This window comes from Microbispora sp. ZYX-F-249, from assembly GCF_039649665.1.
Taxonomy (GTDB): domain Bacteria; phylum Actinomycetota; class Actinomycetes; order Streptosporangiales; family Streptosporangiaceae; genus Microbispora; species Microbispora maris.
In genome coordinates, this window is sequence record NZ_JBDJAW010000033.1 from 18,295 (window position 1) to 37,433 (window position 19,139).

Genomic DNA, 19,139 nt, shown 5'->3' on the forward strand with positions numbered 1-19,139 from the left:
AACGGGTGGGCGTGGGCGAATGCCGCGGAGCGGGCGGCGAAAAATCGCCCATGGTAAATTCGAAACAATTTCGAAACCCGGAAGGAGCCCTGATGGTGCGGCGAGGTCGTTCCGAGCGAGCCACCTTGGCGGATGTCGCCCGACTGGCCGGCGTCTCGCCGACGACCGCGTCGAAGGTCCTCAACGGGCGCAGCGACGTGGGGCCGAACACGCGCGAGCGCGTCCTCGCGGTCATGGCCGAGATCGGCTACAAGCCGACCGCGGCGCGGCACGAGCGGGCACGGGACCGGGCCCTCGTCACCATGCTCGACTTCGTGGAGTCCCGTTACGCCGGGACGGTGCTCAAGGGGATACTCGTGGCCGCGACCTCCGCGCGGGCCGAGCTCCTCCTCCGCCTGCCCCCCGGCGAGCCGATCAGCACGAGCCGTACGGCGGCCCGTGGATGGATGGAGGAGCAGAAGGAGTCCGGCGTCGCCGGTCTCGTCGCGCTCGCCGTCGCCGTGCCCGACGCGGTGCTCCTCGCCGCGGAGGATCTCGAGGTGCCCGTCGTGTCGATCGACCCGATCGACACGACCGAATCACGCGTCGTCAGCATCGGCTCCACCAACTGGGCGGGCGGTCGCTCGGCGACCGAGCACGTCATCCAGCTCGGCCATCGCAGGATCGCCTGGATCGGCGGCCCGCCGGGCTCCGCCCCCTCGGTGGAACGCTTCCACGGGTACCAGGCCGCACTCGACTCGGCCGGCCTCACACCGGACCGCGCGCTGATCCGCCACGAGGCGTTCTCCGTCGAGGCGGGCCTGCGGCACGGCCGTGACATCCTCGCGCTCGCCGAGCGGCCGACCGCGATCGTCGCCGGCAACGACGAGATCGCCGTCGGCGTCCTCGCCGCGGCCAAGGAACTGCACATCACGGTCCCGGGGGAGCTGTCGGTCACCGGGTTCGACGACACCCCGCAGACCGAGTGGACCACACCCCGGCTCACCTCCGTCCGGCAGCCTCTCGTCGGCATGGGCCGGATGGCCGTCGAGACCGTCCTCGGCATGGCGGACGGCGTCCAGCCCGCCTCCCGGCACCTCCAGCTGGCGACGACCCTCAGCGTCCGCGACTCGACGGGCCCCGTCCCGTCTGCCTGATCCGCCCGGGCCCGGACACCGCGCCGGCCCGCGCCGCGCGCTGCCGGACGAGCAGCAGCGCGAGCAGGCCCGCGAGGACGGCGACGGTCGCGCCCGTGCCGAGCAACGCCCCCAGCTGCTGGTCGGCCGCGCGATCCGGCGCCCACGGCAGTTCCAGCGCCGCGTACCATTCCGGCGCCTGCGGCGGCCCCGCGAGCACCGCCAGCCCCGTCCACGCGCGTACGGCGATCGCCCCCGTGAGTATCCAGGCGCGGACCTGCGGCCGGATCGCGTGCGGAAGCGGGTCCACACCGGCCGCCACCGTGAGGAAGAGCACGGCGGTGACCGTCACCACCGCCTGCGCGGCCAGCCGCAGGGCGAGGCTCGGCTGAGCGTGGCCGAACAGGCCCGTCAGGTACAGCACCGGGTACGGCAGCGCGTACAGCGCCAGGACGGTCACCGGGTGGGACAGCGCACGGCCGGCCGGGCCGGCGAAGGGCTCGGACCCCGGGTGAGCGCGCCGCCACAGTGTCACCGGGGCTCCGAAGACGAGCAGGACGGGCCCCACGGCGCCGAGCAGCGCGTACTGCGCCGCGTGCGCGGAGAACACCGCGGGCGCGTAGGCCGCCACCCCTCCCGACGTGGCGTAGCCGAGCACGACCAGGCCGGCGACCCAGGACGCGGTGCGTCCGGCCGGCCATCTCTCGCCGTCGCCCGGCGACGCGGCGCGCGACAGCCGCCGCACGCCGGCCAGGTACGCGGCGAGGGCCGCGGCCAGCAGGAGCAGCGCGATCGGGTCGGGCCGCACCTCGGTGGCGAGCGTGCCCGGCGTGAGCGCGGGCAGGGCGTATCCCAGCGCGTCGTGCTGGTGCGCGGCCGCCTCCGTGGGCGGCGGGGGCGTGCGGCCCAGCGCCACGGCCAGGCCCAGGGTGCCGGCCATCACCGCGATCTCGCCGCAGGCGAGGCGGAGGAACGGCGCGCGGGCCACGCCGGACTCCATCGCCCCGATGGTCCTGCGCCGGTGCCGCCACCCGAACCAGCAGAGCACGGCCAGCGCGGCGACCTTGGCCAGCACGAGCAGGCCGTACCTCGACTGCCACAGCAGGGGCAGCGAGCCGAGCCTGACCCAGGCGTTGAGCGCGCCGGACGTCCCGACGGCGGCGAAGCAGCCCAGCGCGAGCGTGCTGAAGCGGCGCACGGCGACGGTGAGCCCGGGCGCGGCGCGCAGGTGCGCCACGAGGGCGTACAGGCCGCCGACCCACAGCGCGACGGCCGCGACGTGCGCCATCAGGCTGAGGACGGCGAGGTTGTGGTCGGCGGCCGAGGCCGAGTGGCCCACGTACGCCGGGGGCAGCACCGCGAGCACCGCCACCGCGAGCAGCGCGGGCCGCACCAGTGCGGACCGGTGCCGGGGCCCGTGCGGCAGGAGCGACCCGGCGGCGACCATCAGGGCCGCGACCGTCACCGTCAGGAACGCCTGTCCCTGCGGGATGTAGAAGAGGAAGGCGGACAGCGCGCCGGAGCGCAGCGCGTCGCCCGGGGGCAGCCCGAGGAAGTCCGACAGCGTCAGGACCTCGGTGACCGCCGCGCTCGCCGCCCAGCCGAGCGCCCAGGCCCCGGCCGACCGCATGACGGCCCTGCCGCTCGCGGGGGCGAGGACGACGGCGGCCAGCAGGACCCCGACCGTGGCGACGGCGCAGGCGTCGTGCACGAGGCGCACGACCGGCAGACCCCACGTGGTCAGGGCGCCGGGGGAGGGCAGCCCCTGGATCGCCGGTCGCGGCCTGCCGCCGCCGAACCACAGGGCGAGCGCCAGTACGGCGAACGCCGTCGCGGCGACGGCGGGATCGACCACGCGGCGGTGGCGCGGGGGGTGTGTCATCGTCGGAGTCCTCGGCTCGGCACCGTTGATCGGTGCGAGTATGACCCAAATGCTCCTTTCGGTGTGCGGCCGGGTGCGAGCATCGGCCGCCGCCCCCGCATCCGGGCGACGTTCAGGGTCACGTCTCGGGTGCTCTCGTTCCTCTCGTCAGGTGTGAGCCCGTAGGGGAGAAGCCCGGGTGACGGGCGCGGTCTCGCGGGGTCGGATGCGAGACACCGCGCTGATCGGGACAAGGGCCGGTCTTCCTCGGTGCGTCCGGACACGGATTGTTAGCGCTAACAAATCGACTGCAGGGGTGCTCCTCTCCCTGAGGGGACCGAAGGCGCTGATGTAGCGGAGCAAATACGACGCGGCGAGTGTCGTCAAGGGACCCCGGCCGGGACCGCCGCGGCGCCTGCGCCGCGCCGGGCGCTCAGCTGCTGTCATCGGGGCGGGATCGCCCGTCTCGTCGCCGGCGGAGCCCTCTGAAGGTTTCATCGGCCGGAGCGCGGGTGAGGGCCCGATTCACCGGGTCCGGGAGTCGTGCGACGCGGGGCGTCCGCGCGAATCGATTCGCCAATGGTCTTGACACTGCTCGCGGAGATTTCCACACTGAGTGCGCGTTCGGCTTCCTCCTGCCGGGGTCGGTGATGAGCGGCAGGGGCCGGCGGCGACGCCGGTCGCGTCAGGCGTTCCGCCGCACACTGCATCTCCCGGGTGCCTCCGGCCTCCTCCTCGTACAACCGGTCGGCCTCGTACAACCGGTCGGCCCATGCCGGCTCGGGCTCGGACGGGCGGTTTCGCCGCCGCTTCCTTCTTCGAGACCGGCCGCGCCGGGCACCCCACCAGCGTGAGCATCCCCACCAGAAGGAGAAACGCATGCGATTAGGCGGATCCGCCCGGCGACGGTCCTCCTGGCACACCCCGGACGGCCGTTCCGCCCGCGTCCGGCGGCTACGACGGCTGGTCGTCGCCGTGCACCTCGCGATCGCGACGATGGTGCCCGCGGGGTGGGCGGCAGCGGACGGCGCTGCGGCCACCACGGCGGGAACGGCCGCAGCGGCCGCCGCGGCCGTGGCGACGGTGACCACTCCACCGATGGGCTGGGCGTCGTGGAACACCTTCGCGGCCCAGATCAACTACAACGTGATCAAAGCCCAGGTGGACGCGATGGTGTCCTCGGGGATGAAGGACGCCGGCTATGAGTACGTCAACATCGACGAGGGCTGGTGGCAGGGGACGCGCGACGCGTCCGGCAACATCACGGTCGACCAGTCCGAGTGGCCGGGCGGGATGAAGGCGATCGCCGACTACATCCACAGCAAAGGGCTGAAGGCGGGCATCTACACCGACGCCGGGCGCAACGGCTGCGGCTACTACTACCCGACCGGCCGCCCGGCCGCGCCGAACAGCGGCAGCGAGGGCCACTACGACCAGGACTTCCTGCAGTTCTCCCGGTGGGGCTTCGACTTCGTGAAGGTCGACTGGTGCGGCGGCCAGGCCGAGGGGCTCGACTCCCGCAGCACCTACCAGGCGATCAGCGCCGCCATCGACCGCGCCACCGCGCAGACCGGGCGTCCGATGGTGCTGTCGGTGTGCAACTGGGGGGCCCAGAATCCCTGGGACTGGGCGCCGGGCTTGTCCACCATGTGGCGCACCAGCGGCGACATCATCTACTGGGGACAGACCGCGTCGATGGACCGGGTGCTCGCCAACTTCGACTCCGCCCAGCACCCGAACGCCCAGAGCCCCGGGCACTACAACGACCCCGACATGCTCATCGTCGGCATGAACGGTTTCTCGGCCGCGCAGAACCGCACGCACATGGGCCTGTGGGCCATCTCCGGGGCGCCGCTGCTGGCAGGCAACAACCTCGCCACGATGAGCGCCGAGACCAGGGCGATCCTGACCAACCGGGAGGTGCTCGCGGTGGACCAGGACCCGCTCGGACGACAGGGCGTGAAGGTCGCCGAAGACCAGAGCGGACGCCAGGTCTACGGCAAGGTGCTGTCCGGCACGGGCCGGCGGGCGGTGCTCCTGCTCAACCGGACCACCTCCTCCGCGTCCATCACCGCCCGCTGGTCGGACCTCGGCCTGAGCGGGGCCGCCGCCGTACGGAACCTGTGGACCGGGACCGACATCGGGACCTTCGACGGCGGCTACACCACGACCGTCCCCGCCCGCGAGGCGGTCCTGCTGACCGTCACCGGGAGCGGCGCCACTCCGACCGCCGGCCCGTCGCCCACCCCCACCGGGAGTGGCGCGATCAAGGGTGTGGGGTCGGGCCGGTGCCTCGACGTCGCGGGCGTCTCGCAGGCCAACGGCGCCCAGGTGCAGCTCTGGGACTGCAACGGCCAGGCCAACCAGCGCTGGACGCCGACCGCCTCGGGCGAGCTGCGCGTCTACGGCACGAAGTGCCTCGACGTGTACAACCGCGGCACCGCCGACGGCAGCAACGTGATCATCTGGGACTGCAACGGCCAGAACAACCAGCAGTGGCGCCTCAACGCCGACGGCACCATCACCGCCGTGGGCGCGGGCAAGTGCCTGGACGCCTACAACAACGGCACCGCCAACGGCACCAAGCTCGTCGTCTGGACCTGCAACGGCCAGGCCAACCAGCGCTGGACCCGCCTCTGACCTCTCACCGCATGCCTGCGCCGGGACGGCGCTGTCCGTCCCGGCGCCGGCCGCGCTCCTCACGGGCGTGCTCGTGGTCGCGGCCGTCGCGGCGGGCTTCTCGCGGTGTGCGGAAGATCGCAGGCGGGACCGGCCGAGATCGCCCGCGTGTGAGACAATCCCCGCGACATGCGCGCCTCACTCTCCTTCCGGCTCGCGCGGTCGGCCGCCTTCTCGGCCGTCTGCGTGCTCCTCGCCGTCGGCGCGCACCGGTTCGCCGGGGGAGGCGGGCCGACGCCGGCCGCGCTCCTCACGGGCGTGCTCGTGGTCTCGGCGGGCGCGGCCGTCGCCGCGGGCCGGGAGCGATCACCCCAGGCGATCGTCGGGCTGCTGCTCGGCGCTCAGGCATTCCTGCACTTCCTCCTCGATGTCACGGCCTCCGCCGCCGATGCGGGGCATGCCACGTGGCACGGCGGTCTGAGCGCACAGACCGGAATGCTCACCGCCCACCTCACCGCGGCGCTGCTGACCGGCTGGTGGCTGGCGCGCGGCGAGGAGGCCCTGTGGTCCGTGCTGCGGGGGATCGGCGCCGGGGCGGGGCGCTGCCTGCGGGCGGTGGCCGCGCTCTTGGCCGCGCTCTCGGCACCGCTGGACGCGGATCTCGCGGCCGCCCGGCGTCCTCGCCGGCGCCCGGCGGCCGGTGCCGGGCGCCCCCCGCGCAGCGCGGGCGTGCTCCGGCACGCGGTCGTCCGCCGCGGGCCTCCGGTTCTTCCCGTCTTCTGAGCTTCACGCGCGGGCGGCGCGTATCTCCCAGGGGATCGGTCTGTCCCCTTCTGGGCCACGCTCGCGCGCCTCCGTACCATCGCAGACGACTGGAGAACCCCCATGACCTCGTACGTCCGCCGTGCGGCCGCCGTCACCGCCGGTGCCCTCGCGCTCACCCTCGGCCTCGCCGTTCCCGCCCTCGCCCACGTGACCGTCAACCCCGGCAGCGCAGTCCAGGGCAGCTGGACCAAGATCGCCTTCCGGGTCCCCAACGAGCGCGACAACGCCTCGACCACCAAGGTGGAGGTCGAGTTCCCCACCGACCACCCGCTGCCGTTCGTCTCAGTCCGCCCGGTCCCCGGCTGGGACGTCAAGCTCACCCGCGGCAAGCTGCCCAAGCCCGTCGTGTCGGACTCGGGCGACACGATCACCGAGTCGGTGCTGAAGATCACCTGGTCCGGCGGGAAGATCGAGTCCGGCCAGTTCCAGGAGTTCGAGGCGTCGGTCGGCCCGCTGCCGAAGAACGTGGACGCGCTCGCGTTCCCCACCGTGCAGACCTACTCCAACGACGAGGTGGTCAAGTGGGCGGACGCGCCGAAGGCCGACGGGTCCGAGCCCGAACATCCCGCGCCGACACTGAAGCTCGTCGCCGCCGAGGAGGGGGAGGACGACCATGACGGCGCCGCCTCCGCCTCGCCTGCCGCCGCCCCCACGGTCGCGGCGGCCGCCGCGGACGATGACGACGACGAGGGCGGAAACACCACCCCGGCCCTGGTGCTCGGCGGCATCGGCCTCGTCGCCGGCCTGGTCGGGGCCGGCGCGGGCATCACGGCCCTGCGCCGCTCCCGCGGCTGACCGGCGCGGTCCCTGCATGGAGCCCCCTTGCCGGTCACACGGCCCGGAAGGGGGCTCCCCCGTCGTGGTGCGACGGCGGCGGCGCCGGTCAGGCCACGCCTCCGGTGGCGCGCTCGTTCTGACCAGTGACCCAGCGGCCATCCCGACCGACGCAGAACGCCACCGACGCCGGCCGCATCGGACGGCTGCCCGAGCCGGCCGGGCGGGTCATAGCGACGATCATCTGCAGGGCCTCGGCCGAGTCGGCGCCGCGCAGCAGGCCGCGCGACGGTCAGGTCAGGAGGGTCTCTCCGATCCAGCCGTCCGGGGAGCATCCGGGCGGTACGGCGAAGACGGCCGACCCGATGGGGGTCGTCCACTGGTTCAGCAGATCCATCTCCGCCAGCCGCGCCTGGATCGGGACGAACTGCCGTGCCACGTCGGCCTGGTAGGACGCGAACAGCAGGCCCGCGTCCGGTCGTCCCTCCGGGCTCAGGCCGTCCTCGTAGTTGTAGGCCCGTCGCAGGACGCGCATGCCCGGGTCGGCCGTCCGAGCGCGACGGATGTGCGCGAACTCGGAGATCACCGGCAGGCCCGACGGGCCGAGCGCGGCGAAGTCGGGCTCGTCGGTCTCGGCCCGGCCGGTCAGCGGCGCACCGTCGTCCAGCCGCCGCCCGACGCTGAACTCCTTGGCCGCACGGTCCGCGGCGTCCCACTTCTCCAGGTCCATCCGGATGCGGCGCAGCACCAGCGTGGTGCCGCCGCGCAGCCACCCGTCGCGCACCCACACGGCCCGCTCGAAGTCCGCCGACCCCGGGCGGGGGTTGACGGTGCCGTCGAGCTGGCCCATCAGGTTGCGCTGGGTGGTGCCCGGTGCCCGGACCTGCGGGCTCTGCCGGAAGCCGTGCTGTGTCCACCGTACGGTCGCGAAGGAACGGGCGTCCCTGACGAGCACGCGCAGCGCGTGCGCCAGCGTTACGCGGTCGTCCGCACACACCTGCACCAGCAGGTCGCCGCCGCTCCATCGGGGCTGCAGGGCGTCGACCTTGAAGGCAGGCAGCGGCCGTGGCGCCAGGTGCCCGGCCCCCGCCGCCTCGAACAGCCCGGCGCCGAACCCGAAGGTGACGGTGAGCCGCGCGGGCAGCAGCGCCAGTTCGGCGTCGGTGTCGGCGAGGGCGGGCTCGCCCCGGGTGAGCCGTCGCGCGTCGTCGGTCAGCAGCCGCATCAGGCGTGTCAGCGCCACGCGACCGGTTTGCGGCCGCAGGTCGAACCCGGCGAACACCGCGAACGTCTGCGGAGAGGTCGCGACGCCCGCCTGGTGGACGCCGTGGAAGGGTTCGACGGCGTCACCGCCGGGGAGGGGCGCGGACCCGGCCGCCGCGCGTCCGGCCACGTCAGGTACGGCGCAGGCCGCCGCGGCGGCGGCGACGGCTCCTCCCGCGAGCAGGCCGCGCCGGGTCAGCCGCCGTCCCGCTCGGAACTCGCGCTCACTCATGGGGCGCGTAGGACTCGTTGGCACCGGCGAAGTCCTTGGCCACTGCGGTGAAGGACACCGTCCTGCCGTCCTTCAGGGTGAGCGTGAAGGGCACCTCGGCCCCGGGCTCGACGGCCGTGCGGACGTCCATGAGCATGATGTGGTCGCCGCCGGGCCGGAGCACGTGCCGCCCGCCGGCGGGGATCACGAACCCGCCCTGCTTGCGGCGCATGGTCGTGGCTCCGGCGTCTCCGGCGACCTCGTGCAGTTCCACGGACGGGGAGACGGGGGTGCTCGCCCCGACGACGGTGACCGCCTCGCGGCTGGTGTTGACGAGCGTGCCGAAAGCGGCGCTCATGCCGGAGCGGGCCGTCTTCACCCACGGATCGGCGATCGACAGCGGAGCGGCGGCCGTCGTTGCGGACACGGAGGCGGGGGCCTGCGCCGCGGCCGGGGAAGCGGCGGTGGTGCCGGCCGGACCGGCGCAGGCGGCCGCGGCGAGTAGGGCGGCGAGCGCCGCCGGGAGGACTCGGTGAACGGTCGTGCTGGTCATGCGGAAGCCTTCTCTCGGTCGTCCGGCGGACATGCGGGCGCGTCCCGTGGGCCGGCCAGGGCTCGGCTGAGGAACGGGACATGCGCGCGGGCATGCTCCGCCGGGAAAGATCATGATCACGTCCCGGGCCGTACGCGGCCGGGGAACGGGGTGAGGAGCGTCGTCTCAGACGGACGGCTGGAGAAGGCGGGGCGGGCCGCGCCGGGTGACGCTGTGACGCGGCGCGACGGAGCGGGGGAGACGCGGCTCGTCCGGATGCGGCGACGCCAGGGTCGTGAACACGGGCGGCGCCGGATCGGCCGCGATCCGCGTCAGGCGCACGGCCAGCCGCCGCAGCAGCGCCCACAGGGCGGCCTCGCCCCTGGCGAGCCACAACGACGTCAGGGCCACCGCCCAGCCGTGGGCGATGAGCATCCCCACGCCGGGTCCGGCGTGCGCGTGCCCGGCCAGGACGTGCCTGATCGCGCCGTCCGCGGCCGACGGGGACGACACGGCGAACAGCACGTGCAACGCGGCCTGCAGGGCCGCGAGCAGGGGCAGGATCGTACGCAGTGTCCGTTCCCCGCCGGACAGGGGCAGCGCGACGGCGAACACCGCGGGCAGCCCCAGCGCGAGCGCGCCGGGGGCCGCCTCGCCGCCGCTGAACAGGTGCGCCAGCACGCCCAGACCGAGGCATACCGCGCTGAAGGCGGCGGCTCGGGCGAGACGGAGAGGCGATGTCACCGGCATGGCCCTGCCAATATCGCATGCCCGGCGCCCGGTCCCCGTTCCGGGACACCGTGTCGCGCGCGGGATGCCCGGCCCATGGACCGCCCCGCCCGCAGGCGACGCGGTTCAGCCGGCCCGCGACGCCTGGCCCGGGGACGGCTCGGGGAGCAGGGCGCCCGCGCTTCGCCGACGATACTCACGCGGCGAGCTGCCGGTGATCCGCTTGAACGCGCTGCTGAGGGCGCTTTCCGAGCCGTAGCCGACGGCGTGGGCGATCGTGGCGAGTGTGTCGCCGCCGTCGCGCAGGCGCCGGGAGGCGAGCTCGATCCGCCACCGGGTGAGGTAGTCCAGGGGGCCGAGACCGACCGTGTCCTTGAACCGCGCGGCGAGGGTGGACCGGGACACCGCGCCGGTCCTGGCCAGCTCCGCGACGGTCCACGGGTGGGCGGGCCGCGCGTGCATGGACCGTAGTGCCGCCGCGACCACGGGGTCGGCGAGACCGGCGAGCCAGCCCGACACCGCGCGGGGCTCCCGCGCCAGGTGCAGACGCAGGACGTGGATGAGCATGACCACGGCGAGATGCTCGGCCGCGAGCGTCGAGCCGATGGCACACCCCCGCAGCTCGGTGTCGATCTGGTCGAGGGCCCACCGCACCGCGCTCGCCTCGCCGGTTTCGGCGGGCACGTGGATGACCGGCGGCAGCCCGTCGAGCAGGAGCGAGCGTGCCCGGTCGCCGAACGAGAAGCGGCCGCCGACGAGGAGCGTGTCCGCGCCGTCGCCGACGTGGGGGAGGCCGTCCCCCGCCGCCGTCCACAACGGCCCGGCGTCGACCGGGACGGCAAGCGGGTCGCTGAAGAGCGTGAAGACGAGCGGGCGCGTGAGCAGAAAACAGTCGCCCTGGGCCAGGGAGATCGGCGCGTCGAGGCCCTCGACGCCCAGGAAGCACCGGCCGCGCAGGACGGCGTTGAACTTCACGCCGTCCGGCGGCTCGAAACGCACCGCCCAGCTGCCGCCCGCCGACATGCCCGTGGACAGGTGCGCCCTGGTGCCCAGCAGCGCGAGCACGTCTTCGAGCGGATCCATCGGCTTTCTCCCGCGACGATCGGGTGACAGTGGACGATCGATAAAGTATGCCGGACTTTCCCCTATAGATGGTCCGAATCCGGCGCTCTAGCGTGGCGGCATGAACAGCGAACAGACTCGTCTCACCACTCCGTTCCACTCCCACGCCACCGCCGCCGAGGTCGTCGAAGGGGTGGATCTGTCCGGGCGGCGCGTCGTCGTCACCGGCGGCGCCTCCGGCATCGGTGCGGAAACCGTCCGCGTTCTGGCCGGGGCCGGGGCGGAGGTCACCATCGCCACCCGCGACCCGGCCACGGCGGCGCCGATCGTCGCGAGCCTCGCCGGCGGGCCGGGAACCGTCCGGTCCGCCGCGCTCGACCTGGCCGATCTGTCGTCGGTCGCGGCGTTCGTACGGGACTGGCGTGGCCCGCTCGACGTGCTGGTCGCCAACGCCGGGGTCATGGCGCTCCCGGTGCGCCGGGTTACCGCTCAAGGTTGGGAGATGCAGCTCGCGACGAACTATCTCGGACATTTCGCCCTCGCCGTGGGTCTGTACGGCAATCTGCGGGCGGCGGGCCGGGCGCGGATCGTCGTCGTCAGCTCCGGCGCCCATGCCGGGACGCCGTTCGACTTCGACGACCCGCAGTTCGAGCGCCGGCCGTACCACCCGTGGACGGCCTACGGGCAGTCCAAGACGGCGGACGTCCTGCTGGCGGTGGGGGCACGGCGGTGGGCGGCCGACGGAATCACGGCGAACGCGCTCAACCCCGGCTGGATATTGACGAACCTCCAGCGTCACATGAACGAAGCGACCATGCGCGAGATGGGCGCGATCGACGAGAACGGCGAGATCATTCCCCAGCCCTACCTCAAGACTGCCGCCCAGGGCGCGGCGGCGTCCGTGCTGCTGGCGGCATCGCCACTGGTGGAAGGTGTGACCGGCCGCTACTTCGAGGACAACCGGGAGGCCCCGCCCGCCGCCCCCGGGATCCCCGGCGGAGTGGCGGCCCATGCGCTCGACAGGGACGCGGCGGACCGCCTGTGGGACTACGGAAGCGCCGCGCTCGGCCGCGCGCGGTTCGCCGGCCGGCTGAAGGAGCCCACGGCGGAGTAGGGCCGCCCGGCGTGCGGCGGGAGGTTCACGAGCGCATAGGAATTGGGCCCTTTGGGCACTTCAAGAGGTATCGGGGGCGTGTTCGATGGGGGGAACCATGGCTGTATCGGCGGACCTGGCGAAGCTGCTCGACCGCGAGTACGAGGACAAGACCTTGGACGAACTCCTCAAGGCGCCGGTGGACGCGCTGGCCGGGGTGAGCGCGGAGGACGCGGAACTGCTGAAGAAGGCCTTCCATATCAAGACCGTCGGAGACCTCGGCCGCAACAAGTTCTTCCGGGCGGCCACGGCGCTCGTCGATCTCACCGACAGCAGGAAATAATCGGGTCTCCCGCCTTACCGGCGGCCGTTGTAGAAGATTTCCATCGCCTTATAGGTTGATGGAAAGTGCCTACAAGGGAGCGGCCGTGGGGGCTCTGTTCGTCGGCGTGGACGGGGGAGGCACCAGTACGCGCTGCGTCGTGGTCACGGAATCGGGCGAGATCGCCGGGCGTGGACGGGCCGGCGGCGCCAACGCGATCTCGGTCCCCGATCCGGCGGCCAATCTGCGTTCCGCGCTGCTCGGCGCACTGGAGGGCCTCGACCGCGCGCTGATCGCGGGCGGCGTGTTCGGCCTTGCCGGGGCGGCCCGCGCGGCGGAGCCGGCGGAGCGGGCCTGGCGGGAGGCAGGGCTCGCCGGGCGGCCGGCGGTGGTCGCGGACGTGCTCGTCGCCTTCACCGGCGCCACCGAGGAGCCGGACGGTGCGGTCCTGGTGGCCGGCACCGGTGCGATCGGCGCGCGGGTCCGCGACCGCCGGATCGTGCGGCGGGCCGACGGCCTCGGCTGGCTCCTGGGCGACGAGGGCTCGGGCGTGTGGCTGGGCCGCCGGGCCGCCGCCGCGGCGTTGAACGCGATCGACGGCCGGGGCGAGCCCACCGTGCTGGTCGCCCGGGTGGCCGAGGCCGTCCTGGGCGCCGGGGCGGCCGGCGAGGACGACGGGCCCGCGCTCGCCCAGGCCCTGGTCGGGGCGGTGTACGCGCGGGTCGCCGAGCTCGGTCCCGCCTGGCTCGGCACGCTCGCGCCCGTGGTGGACGCCGCGGCCCGCGAGGGCGACGAGGTGGCCCGCGGCGTCGTCGCCGAGGCGGCCCGCAGGCTGTGCCGTACGGCACGGGTCGTCACCGGGGGTGCCGCCCGCGACAGGGGAGCACGGGCGGCGGGAGACGGAGGGCCGCTGGTGCTCGCGGGGTCGCTGCTGACCGAGCCGACCGAGCTCGCCCACCTGGTCAGGGCCGAGCTGGGCAGGCGAGCCAGGCTGGTGCGCGCCCGGGACGCCGCGGCGGGCGCCGCCGCGCTCGCGGTGCGGGCGGCCCTGCCCGGCGACCCGCGCGCCGCCGAGGCGCACCGCGCGCTGATCCGGCAGGGGGGCGCATGAGCGAGCGGAGCGGGCGCATCGGCAGGCACTGTGCGAGCGGAGCGGGCGAGCCGGTGCGCACTGTGCGAGCGGAGCGCGCGCATGGGCAGGCACTGCGAGCGGAGCGCACGCATCGGCAGGCACTGTGCGAGCGGAGCGCGCGCATCGGCAGGCCCTGTCCGCGAGGGGCTGTCCCGCGCCTCCGGCACGACCTGACGCCGAGCCGCCGGGCGAGGAGGCGGCATGAGTGAGGGCGAGCTGGGCCGGATGGCGATGGCGGTGCTCCAGCCCGGGTTCGAGGGTACGGAGCCGCCCGCGTGGCTGCGGCGGGCGCTCGCGGACGGCCTCGGCGGCGTGATCCTGTTCGCCCGCAACGTCGCCGGCCTGGAGGGGACGGCCGCGCTGGCGGCGAAGCTGCGCCGGGAGCGGCCGGACGTGGTCGTCGCCGTGGACGAGGAGGGCGGCTCGGTCACCCGGCTGGAGGCCGCCGGCGGCAGCTCGTGGCCGGGCAACATGGCGCTGGGCGTCGCCGGCGACGAGGAGCTGACCCGCCGGGTGGCGCGGCAGATCGGCCGGATGGTCGCCGCCGCCGGCGTCACCCTCGACTACGCCCCCGTGGTGGACGTCAACGCCGACCCCCGCAACCCCGTCATCGGCGTGCGTTCCTTCGGCTCCGACCCCGAGGAGGTCGGCCGCCACGGCGCCGCCTGGATCGAGGGGCTGCAGAGCGCCGGGGTGGCCGCCTGCGCCAAGCACTTCCCGGGCCACGGCGACACCGTGACCGACTCCCATCTGGCGCTGCCCGCCGTACGGGCCTCCCGTGAGGTGATAGAACGGCGCGACCTGCCGCCGTTCCGGGCCGCCATCGCGGCCGGGGTGCGCGCCGTGATGTGCGGGCACCTGCTCGTCCCCGCCGTCGACGCGCTCCCCGCGACGCTGAGCCGGGCCGTGCTGACCGGCCTGCTGCGGGAGGAAATGGGGTTCGAGGGGCTCGTGGTGACCGACGCGATCGAGATGCGGGCGGTCGCCGCCCTCCACCCGCCCGGCGAGATCGCGGTCCGCGCGCTGGCCGCCGGGGCCGACGCGATCTGCGTCGGGGTGTCCTCGGCCAGGGGGGAGAGCGTGTACGCGCTGCGCGACGCGATCATCGGCGCGGTCCGCGAGGGCCGGCTGGCGGAGGAGCGCCTGGCCGAGGCGGCGGGCCGGGTGCGGGACCTGGCCGCGTGGTACGACGCGCAGGCGGAGGCCAGGAAGGCGGTGGCCCGCGACGCCGACGAGGGCCTCGGCCTGGCGGCGGCGATGGCGGCGCTGCGCGCGACCCCCGCGGAGCCGCCGGAGCCGCTCACCCGGGCGCCGCTGGTGGTGCACCTGGCGGCGCGCCCCAGCCAGGCGGTCGGCCGCGCCACCCCTCTCACCCTGGGGGAGGCGCTCGGCGAGCTCCTGCCCGGGACGGTGACGGCCCAGATGCACGACGACGGGCGGCTGCCGGATCTGCGCGACACCGGGCGTCCTCTCGTGATCGCCGTCCACGACGCCGTACGGCACGCCTGGATGCGGCGGCTCCTGGAGGAGGCGCTGCGGGCCCGCCCGGACGCGATCGTGGTGGAGACGGGGGTGCCGGGGCCGCCCGCCGGGCGGGTGTACCTCGCCACCCACGGCGCCTCCACGGCCTCCGCGCGGGCGGCGGCCCGCTGGCTCGCCGGAGGCGTCTGACGCGTCGGCGGACCCCTCGCGCGGGACGTATTCCCAGGTAGCAGGCGTGGGTAAAAATTAACTCCATCGAGGTGTGTGTCCGTGGAAAAAATTGACGGCGTCGCGAGAGCGCCCGTATTGTCCAGGCAATCGGGAACCAGGAGCAGCCCATGAAGCGACTCGCGGCGATCGTGGCTCTGGCGTCGATCGTCACAGCCACCGCCTGCGGCACTACCGGTACGACGGACAGCGCCCAACAGGGCGGCGGCGTGTACACGACGATCGACGGCAGCAAGCAGATCAACGCCAGCGCGCCGATCAACCCGTTCAACCCCGTCGGATCGGTCTTCTCGGGATACAACGGCATGGCGCTGGCGTGGCCCAAGAACGACCCCACCGATCCCAACCAGTTCTACCCGGCCATCGCCAGGAGCTGGAGCATGTCCCCGGACCGGTCGGAGGTCGTCATCCACCTGCAGCCGGACGCCAGGTGGTCCGACGGCAAGCCGGTGACCAGCGAGGACGTGCGCGTCTCGATCGGTCTCGCCTACACCCAGGGCGGCACGGCGTACGCGCTCGACCCGAAGGCGGCGGGCGCCGCCGCCGACATCCAGGTCGTCGACCCCAAGACGATCCGGGTGACCCAGGGCGCCAACCGCAGTTCGACGTTCCTCGCCAACCTGCTGTCGACCGTGGTCGTGCCCGCGCACGTCTTCGGGAAGCTGCTGCCGGCCGACTTCTGGCAGACGCTCAAGGTCGCCCAGCACGGCCAGGGCGCGGCGGCGGAGAAGGCGAAGAACCAGATCACCGGGCTGGCGGAGAAGGTCATCGCCTTCGACCCCGGCCACGACGTGTCGGCCGGGCCGTTCGTGCTCGAGCGGGTCAACCCGGGCGCGGCGCTGCTCAAGCGCAACCCCTACTTCTACGCCCGGCAGAACATCGCGCCGGCAAAGGTGAAGATCCTGAACTACACCGGCAACGAGCAGATCTGGAACTACCTGATCGCCGGCCGGCTGGACAACGCCCCCTTCACCTCCGTGCCCACCGCCGTCATGGACCGGATCCGCGACGCGCGGGGCAGCAAGGTGGTCAAGGGCTACTCGCCGGTGGCGGTCTCCCTCGCGTTCAACCAGTCGCACAAGCCGTACGACAACGTGCACGTGCGGCGGGCGCTGGCCTACCTCATCGACCGCGCCCAGGTCACGAAGATCGCCTCGCCGGAGGGCGGCACGCCCGCCGCCACCACCTCGGGCATCCACGCCAAGGCGGCCCGGGCCTGGCTCGGCGACGCGTTCGACACCCTGGAGCAGTACCGGGTCGACCCCGCAAAGGCCGACGCCGAGCTCAAGGCGGCGGGCATGACCAAGCGGGGCGGCCGGTGGGCCATGCCGGACGGCAGCCCGTGGAAGGTCCGCATCCACGTGCCCGCGTCGTTCTCCGACTGGGTCGCCGCGGGCAAGTCGATCAGCAGCCAGCTCAGCGACCACGGCATCGACGCGGCCGTGGTCACCGCGGCCGACTACACGCTCTATCTTGGAGAGCTGGCCGACGGCAAGTACGACCTCGGGTTCTGGCTGATCGGCCTCGGCCCCTCGCCGTACAACATCTTCCAGCGGCTGTTCGGACAGGCGAACGGCTGGCAGATGTTCGGCGGCCGCCTGCGGCACGTCGCGCCGGGCACCGAGGGCAACTGGATGGGCGGGCCGGAGAAGGTCGACGCCGGCGCCGCCGGCACGGTCGACCCGGGCGACCTGACCAGCAGGCTGAACTTCGCGTCCCAGGACGAGCAGAAGCGCATCGTCGGCGTCCTGGCCAAGGTCGCCAACGAGCAGCTTCCCGTCGTCCAGCTGTGGGACTACGTGAACACCCAGTTCGTGAACACCTCCCGGTACACGGCGTTCCCGCCCGACGACGACGAGTCCCTGCGGCTGTCGTCCGGCGTGTGGATGCAGCTCGGGATGATCAGGAAAGCGGAGAAGGGGCAGGCATGACGCACGCGGTCCCGGGGCGTCCCCGGGTGGGCGCCATCGCCAGGAAGGTCGGCGGCCATCTGGTCCGCGGCCTGGCGATGATCTGGGTCGTCGCCACGATCAGCTTCGTCATCATCCGGGAGATCCCCGGCAACCCCGTGCTGGGGCAGTACGAGAGCCTGATCCAGAAGGGCATGTCGCCCGAGCAGGCCGAGCGGGCCACGGCCGTCCTGTACGGCTTCCTGCCCACCGGCAACCTGTGGGAGCAGTACGTCGGCTACATGGGCTCGCTGCTCCACCTCGACCTCGGTCGTTCGCTCAGCACGCCCGGCGTGGAGGTGACCACGCTCATCGGCCACGCGGCCCGGTGGACCGTGCTGCCGGTGCTCGCCGGCACGCTGCTGAGCTTCCTGCTCGGCGTCACCATGGGCGTCTACGCCGCGATCAAGCGGTCCGGCAAGCTCGGCGACATGCTCGCGCTGTCCGGCTCGCTGCTGCACGGCGTGCCCGTGTACGTCATCGGCCTGCTGCTCACCGCGATCTTCGCCACGCTGTGGCCGATCATGCCGTCGGGCGGGCCGGTGGACGTCGAGTTCGTCCCCGGCTTCAACGCCGGCTACATCGGCTCGCTGGTCCACCACGCCGTGCTGCCGGTCGTCACGTACACGCTGGCCAGCTACGGCGGGTGGATCCTCGCCATGAAGTCCAACGTGGTCGCCGTGCTCGGCGACGACTTCATCCTCGCGGCCGAGCTGCGCGGCCTGCGGCGCGGCTTCGTGTTCCGCTACCTGGCGCGCAACGCGATCCTGCCGCTGTTCACGATCCTCGCTCTGTCGATCGGCATGCTGTTCGGCGGCTCGATCTTCATCGAGCAGATCTTCAACTACCCGGGCCTCGGCCTGCTGCTCGTCAACAGCATCAGCAGCCGCGACTACGCCCTGATGGGCGGGACGTTCCTGGTGATCACGGTGGGCATCGTCGTCGCCAACATCGCCGCCGACCTGCTGTACACGGTGATCGACCCGCGGGTCAGGAGCGGAGGCGCGGCATGACCGTCATCGTCAGCCCCGAAGGGGCGATGCGGCCCGAGGCCGGGCCGCCCGGGACCACGCGGGCCACGCTGCGGCGCAACTTCTGGCGCGGGGTGTGGCGCGTGCTGCGGCGCAAGCCCAGCCGAATGGCGGGTGTGGTCATCGTCGCCGCGTTCGCGCTCATGGGCGTGGCCGGGCCGCTGCTCTACCCCGCCCAGCTGCCGCGCGACGACGACGCGCTGTACGCGCCGCCCAGCCTGGCGCACCCCTTCGGCACCGACTTCGAGGGCACCGACGTGCTCGCGCTGGTCGTCACCGGCGCGCGCTACGTGCTGCTGACCGGCCTGGCCACGGCCGTCATCACGGTCGCGCTCGGCACGCTCATCGGGCTGGTCGCGGGCTTCCACCGCGGCCGCTGGGACACGCTGCTCATGCGGCTGACCGACATGAACCTCGCGATCCCCGGCCTGCCGCTGCTGCTCGTGCTGTCCACCGTGTGGAAGTTCGAGAGCCCGCTGGAGATGGGCCTGGTGCTCGGGGTGCTCGGCTGGGGCGGCATCGCCCGCGCCGTGCGGTCGCAGACGCTGTCGATGCGCGAGCGCGGCTTCATCGAGGCGGCCCGCGGCCTCGGCCTGCCGACGCGGCACATCATCGGCCGCGAACTGCTGCCGAGCATGGCGCCGTACATCGCGATGAACATGCTCATCGCCGTCACCGGCGCGGTGTACGCCCAGGTGGGCCTGTTCTTCCTCGGCGTGCTGCCGTTCGAGTCGAACAACTGGGGCGTGATGCTGAACCTCGCGGTCTTCAACGGCGGGGCGCTCACCACCCCGGCCGCGCTGCCGTACCTGCTGGCCCCGCTGATCGCGATCCTGCTGCTCACCCTGGGCATCGTGCTGATCGTGGACGCGATGGACGAGATCTTCAACCCCCGGCTGCGGGAGGAGTAG

16 protein-coding genes are annotated in these 19,139 nt (G+C 73.5%); 11 read left to right on the forward strand and 5 right to left on the reverse strand.

Annotation, left to right across the window (positions count from 1 at the left end):
- Positions 1-125 precede the first annotated feature (125 nt).
- On the forward strand, positions 126-1,136 hold the full coding sequence (locus AAH991_RS30150; protein WP_346229305.1) for a LacI family DNA-binding transcriptional regulator: 1,011 nt from the start codon (positions 126-128) through the stop codon (positions 1,134-1,136).
- Here AAH991_RS30150 and AAH991_RS30155 read toward each other — a convergent pair.
- The gene (locus AAH991_RS30155) at positions 1,096-2,997 is read right to left on the reverse strand and encodes a bifunctional copper resistance protein CopD/cytochrome c oxidase assembly protein (protein ID WP_346229306.1); all 1,902 of its coding nucleotides are present in this window, start codon (positions 2,995-2,997) and stop codon (positions 1,096-1,098) included. The two genes, AAH991_RS30150 and AAH991_RS30155, sit on opposite strands and share 41 nt — an antisense overlap.
- A gap of 858 nt (positions 2,998-3,855) precedes the next feature.
- Here AAH991_RS30155 and AAH991_RS30160 point away from each other — a divergent pair.
- The 3 genes from AAH991_RS30160 to AAH991_RS30170 all read left to right on the forward strand — a co-directional run bounded on the left by AAH991_RS30160 (position 3,856) and on the right by AAH991_RS30170 (position 7,215).
- Positions 3,856-5,616, forward strand: a complete 1,761-nt coding sequence (locus AAH991_RS30160; RefSeq protein ID WP_346229307.1) for a glycoside hydrolase family 27 protein — start codon at positions 3,856-3,858, stop codon at positions 5,614-5,616.
- A 168-nt stretch (positions 5,617-5,784) separates the two neighbouring features.
- Positions 5,785-6,378 (forward strand): MFS transporter, encoded by a 594-nt coding sequence (locus tag AAH991_RS30165; protein ID WP_346229308.1) that lies wholly within the window; start codon positions 5,785-5,787, stop codon positions 6,376-6,378.
- A gap of 102 nt (positions 6,379-6,480) precedes the next feature.
- Positions 6,481-7,215: a YcnI family copper-binding membrane protein gene (locus tag AAH991_RS30170; RefSeq protein WP_346229309.1), complete on the forward strand. Its 735-nt coding sequence runs from the start codon at positions 6,481-6,483 to the stop codon at positions 7,213-7,215.
- 271 nt (positions 7,216-7,486) lie between these two features.
- Here AAH991_RS30170 and AAH991_RS30175 read toward each other — a convergent pair whose 3' ends face one another.
- The 4 genes from AAH991_RS30175 to AAH991_RS30190 form a co-directional block, all read right to left on the reverse strand.
- Positions 7,487-8,689: a Dyp-type peroxidase gene (locus tag AAH991_RS30175; RefSeq protein ID WP_346229310.1), complete on the reverse strand. Its 1,203-nt coding sequence runs from the start codon at positions 8,687-8,689 to the stop codon at positions 7,487-7,489.
- Positions 8,682-9,221 (reverse strand): copper chaperone PCu(A)C, encoded by a 540-nt coding sequence (locus tag AAH991_RS30180; RefSeq protein WP_346229311.1) that lies wholly within the window; start codon positions 9,219-9,221, stop codon positions 8,682-8,684. The genes AAH991_RS30175 and AAH991_RS30180 overlap by 8 nt, the downstream gene beginning before the upstream one ends.
- A 165-nt stretch (positions 9,222-9,386) precedes the next feature.
- Entirely contained in the window at positions 9,387-9,944 is a 558-nt protein-coding gene (locus AAH991_RS30185) for an MFS transporter (RefSeq protein WP_346229312.1), read from the reverse strand.
- Between the two features lie 111 nt (positions 9,945-10,055).
- On the reverse strand, positions 10,056-11,012 hold the full coding sequence (locus tag AAH991_RS30190; protein ID WP_346229313.1) for an AraC family transcriptional regulator: 957 nt from the start codon (positions 11,010-11,012) through the stop codon (positions 10,056-10,058).
- Positions 11,013-11,112: 100 nt separating this feature from the next.
- On the opposite strand from AAH991_RS30190, the gene AAH991_RS30195 reads away from it, so the two are divergent.
- The 7 genes from AAH991_RS30195 to AAH991_RS30225 all read left to right on the forward strand — a co-directional run bounded on the left by AAH991_RS30195 (position 11,113) and on the right by AAH991_RS30225 (position 19,139).
- On the forward strand, positions 11,113-12,105 hold the full coding sequence (locus AAH991_RS30195; RefSeq protein ID WP_346229314.1) for an SDR family NAD(P)-dependent oxidoreductase: 993 nt from the start codon (positions 11,113-11,115) through the stop codon (positions 12,103-12,105).
- Positions 12,106-12,202: 97 nt separating this feature from the next.
- Positions 12,203-12,427, forward strand: a complete 225-nt coding sequence (locus tag AAH991_RS30200; protein ID WP_346229315.1) for a hypothetical protein — start codon at positions 12,203-12,205, stop codon at positions 12,425-12,427.
- A gap of 85 nt (positions 12,428-12,512) precedes the next feature.
- Positions 12,513-13,517, forward strand: coding sequence for an N-acetylglucosamine kinase (locus AAH991_RS30205; protein WP_346229316.1), 1,005 nt, complete (start codon positions 12,513-12,515; stop codon positions 13,515-13,517).
- 222 nt (positions 13,518-13,739) lie between these two features.
- Entirely contained in the window at positions 13,740-15,209 is a 1,470-nt protein-coding gene (locus AAH991_RS30210; RefSeq protein WP_346229317.1) for a glycoside hydrolase family 3 N-terminal domain-containing protein, read from the forward strand.
- 149 nt (positions 15,210-15,358) lie between these two features.
- Positions 15,359-17,179, forward strand: coding sequence for an ABC transporter substrate-binding protein (locus tag AAH991_RS30215; RefSeq protein ID WP_346229318.1), 1,821 nt, complete (start codon positions 15,359-15,361; stop codon positions 17,177-17,179).
- Complete coding sequence (locus AAH991_RS30220; RefSeq protein WP_169988355.1) at positions 17,176-18,210, forward strand: ABC transporter permease; 1,035 nt, start codon at positions 17,176-17,178, stop codon at positions 18,208-18,210. Before AAH991_RS30215 ends, AAH991_RS30220 begins: the two co-directional genes overlap by 4 nt.
- On the forward strand, positions 18,207-19,139 hold the full coding sequence (locus AAH991_RS30225) for an ABC transporter permease (protein WP_346229319.1): 933 nt from the start codon (positions 18,207-18,209) through the stop codon (positions 19,137-19,139). Before AAH991_RS30220 ends, AAH991_RS30225 begins: the two co-directional genes overlap by 4 nt.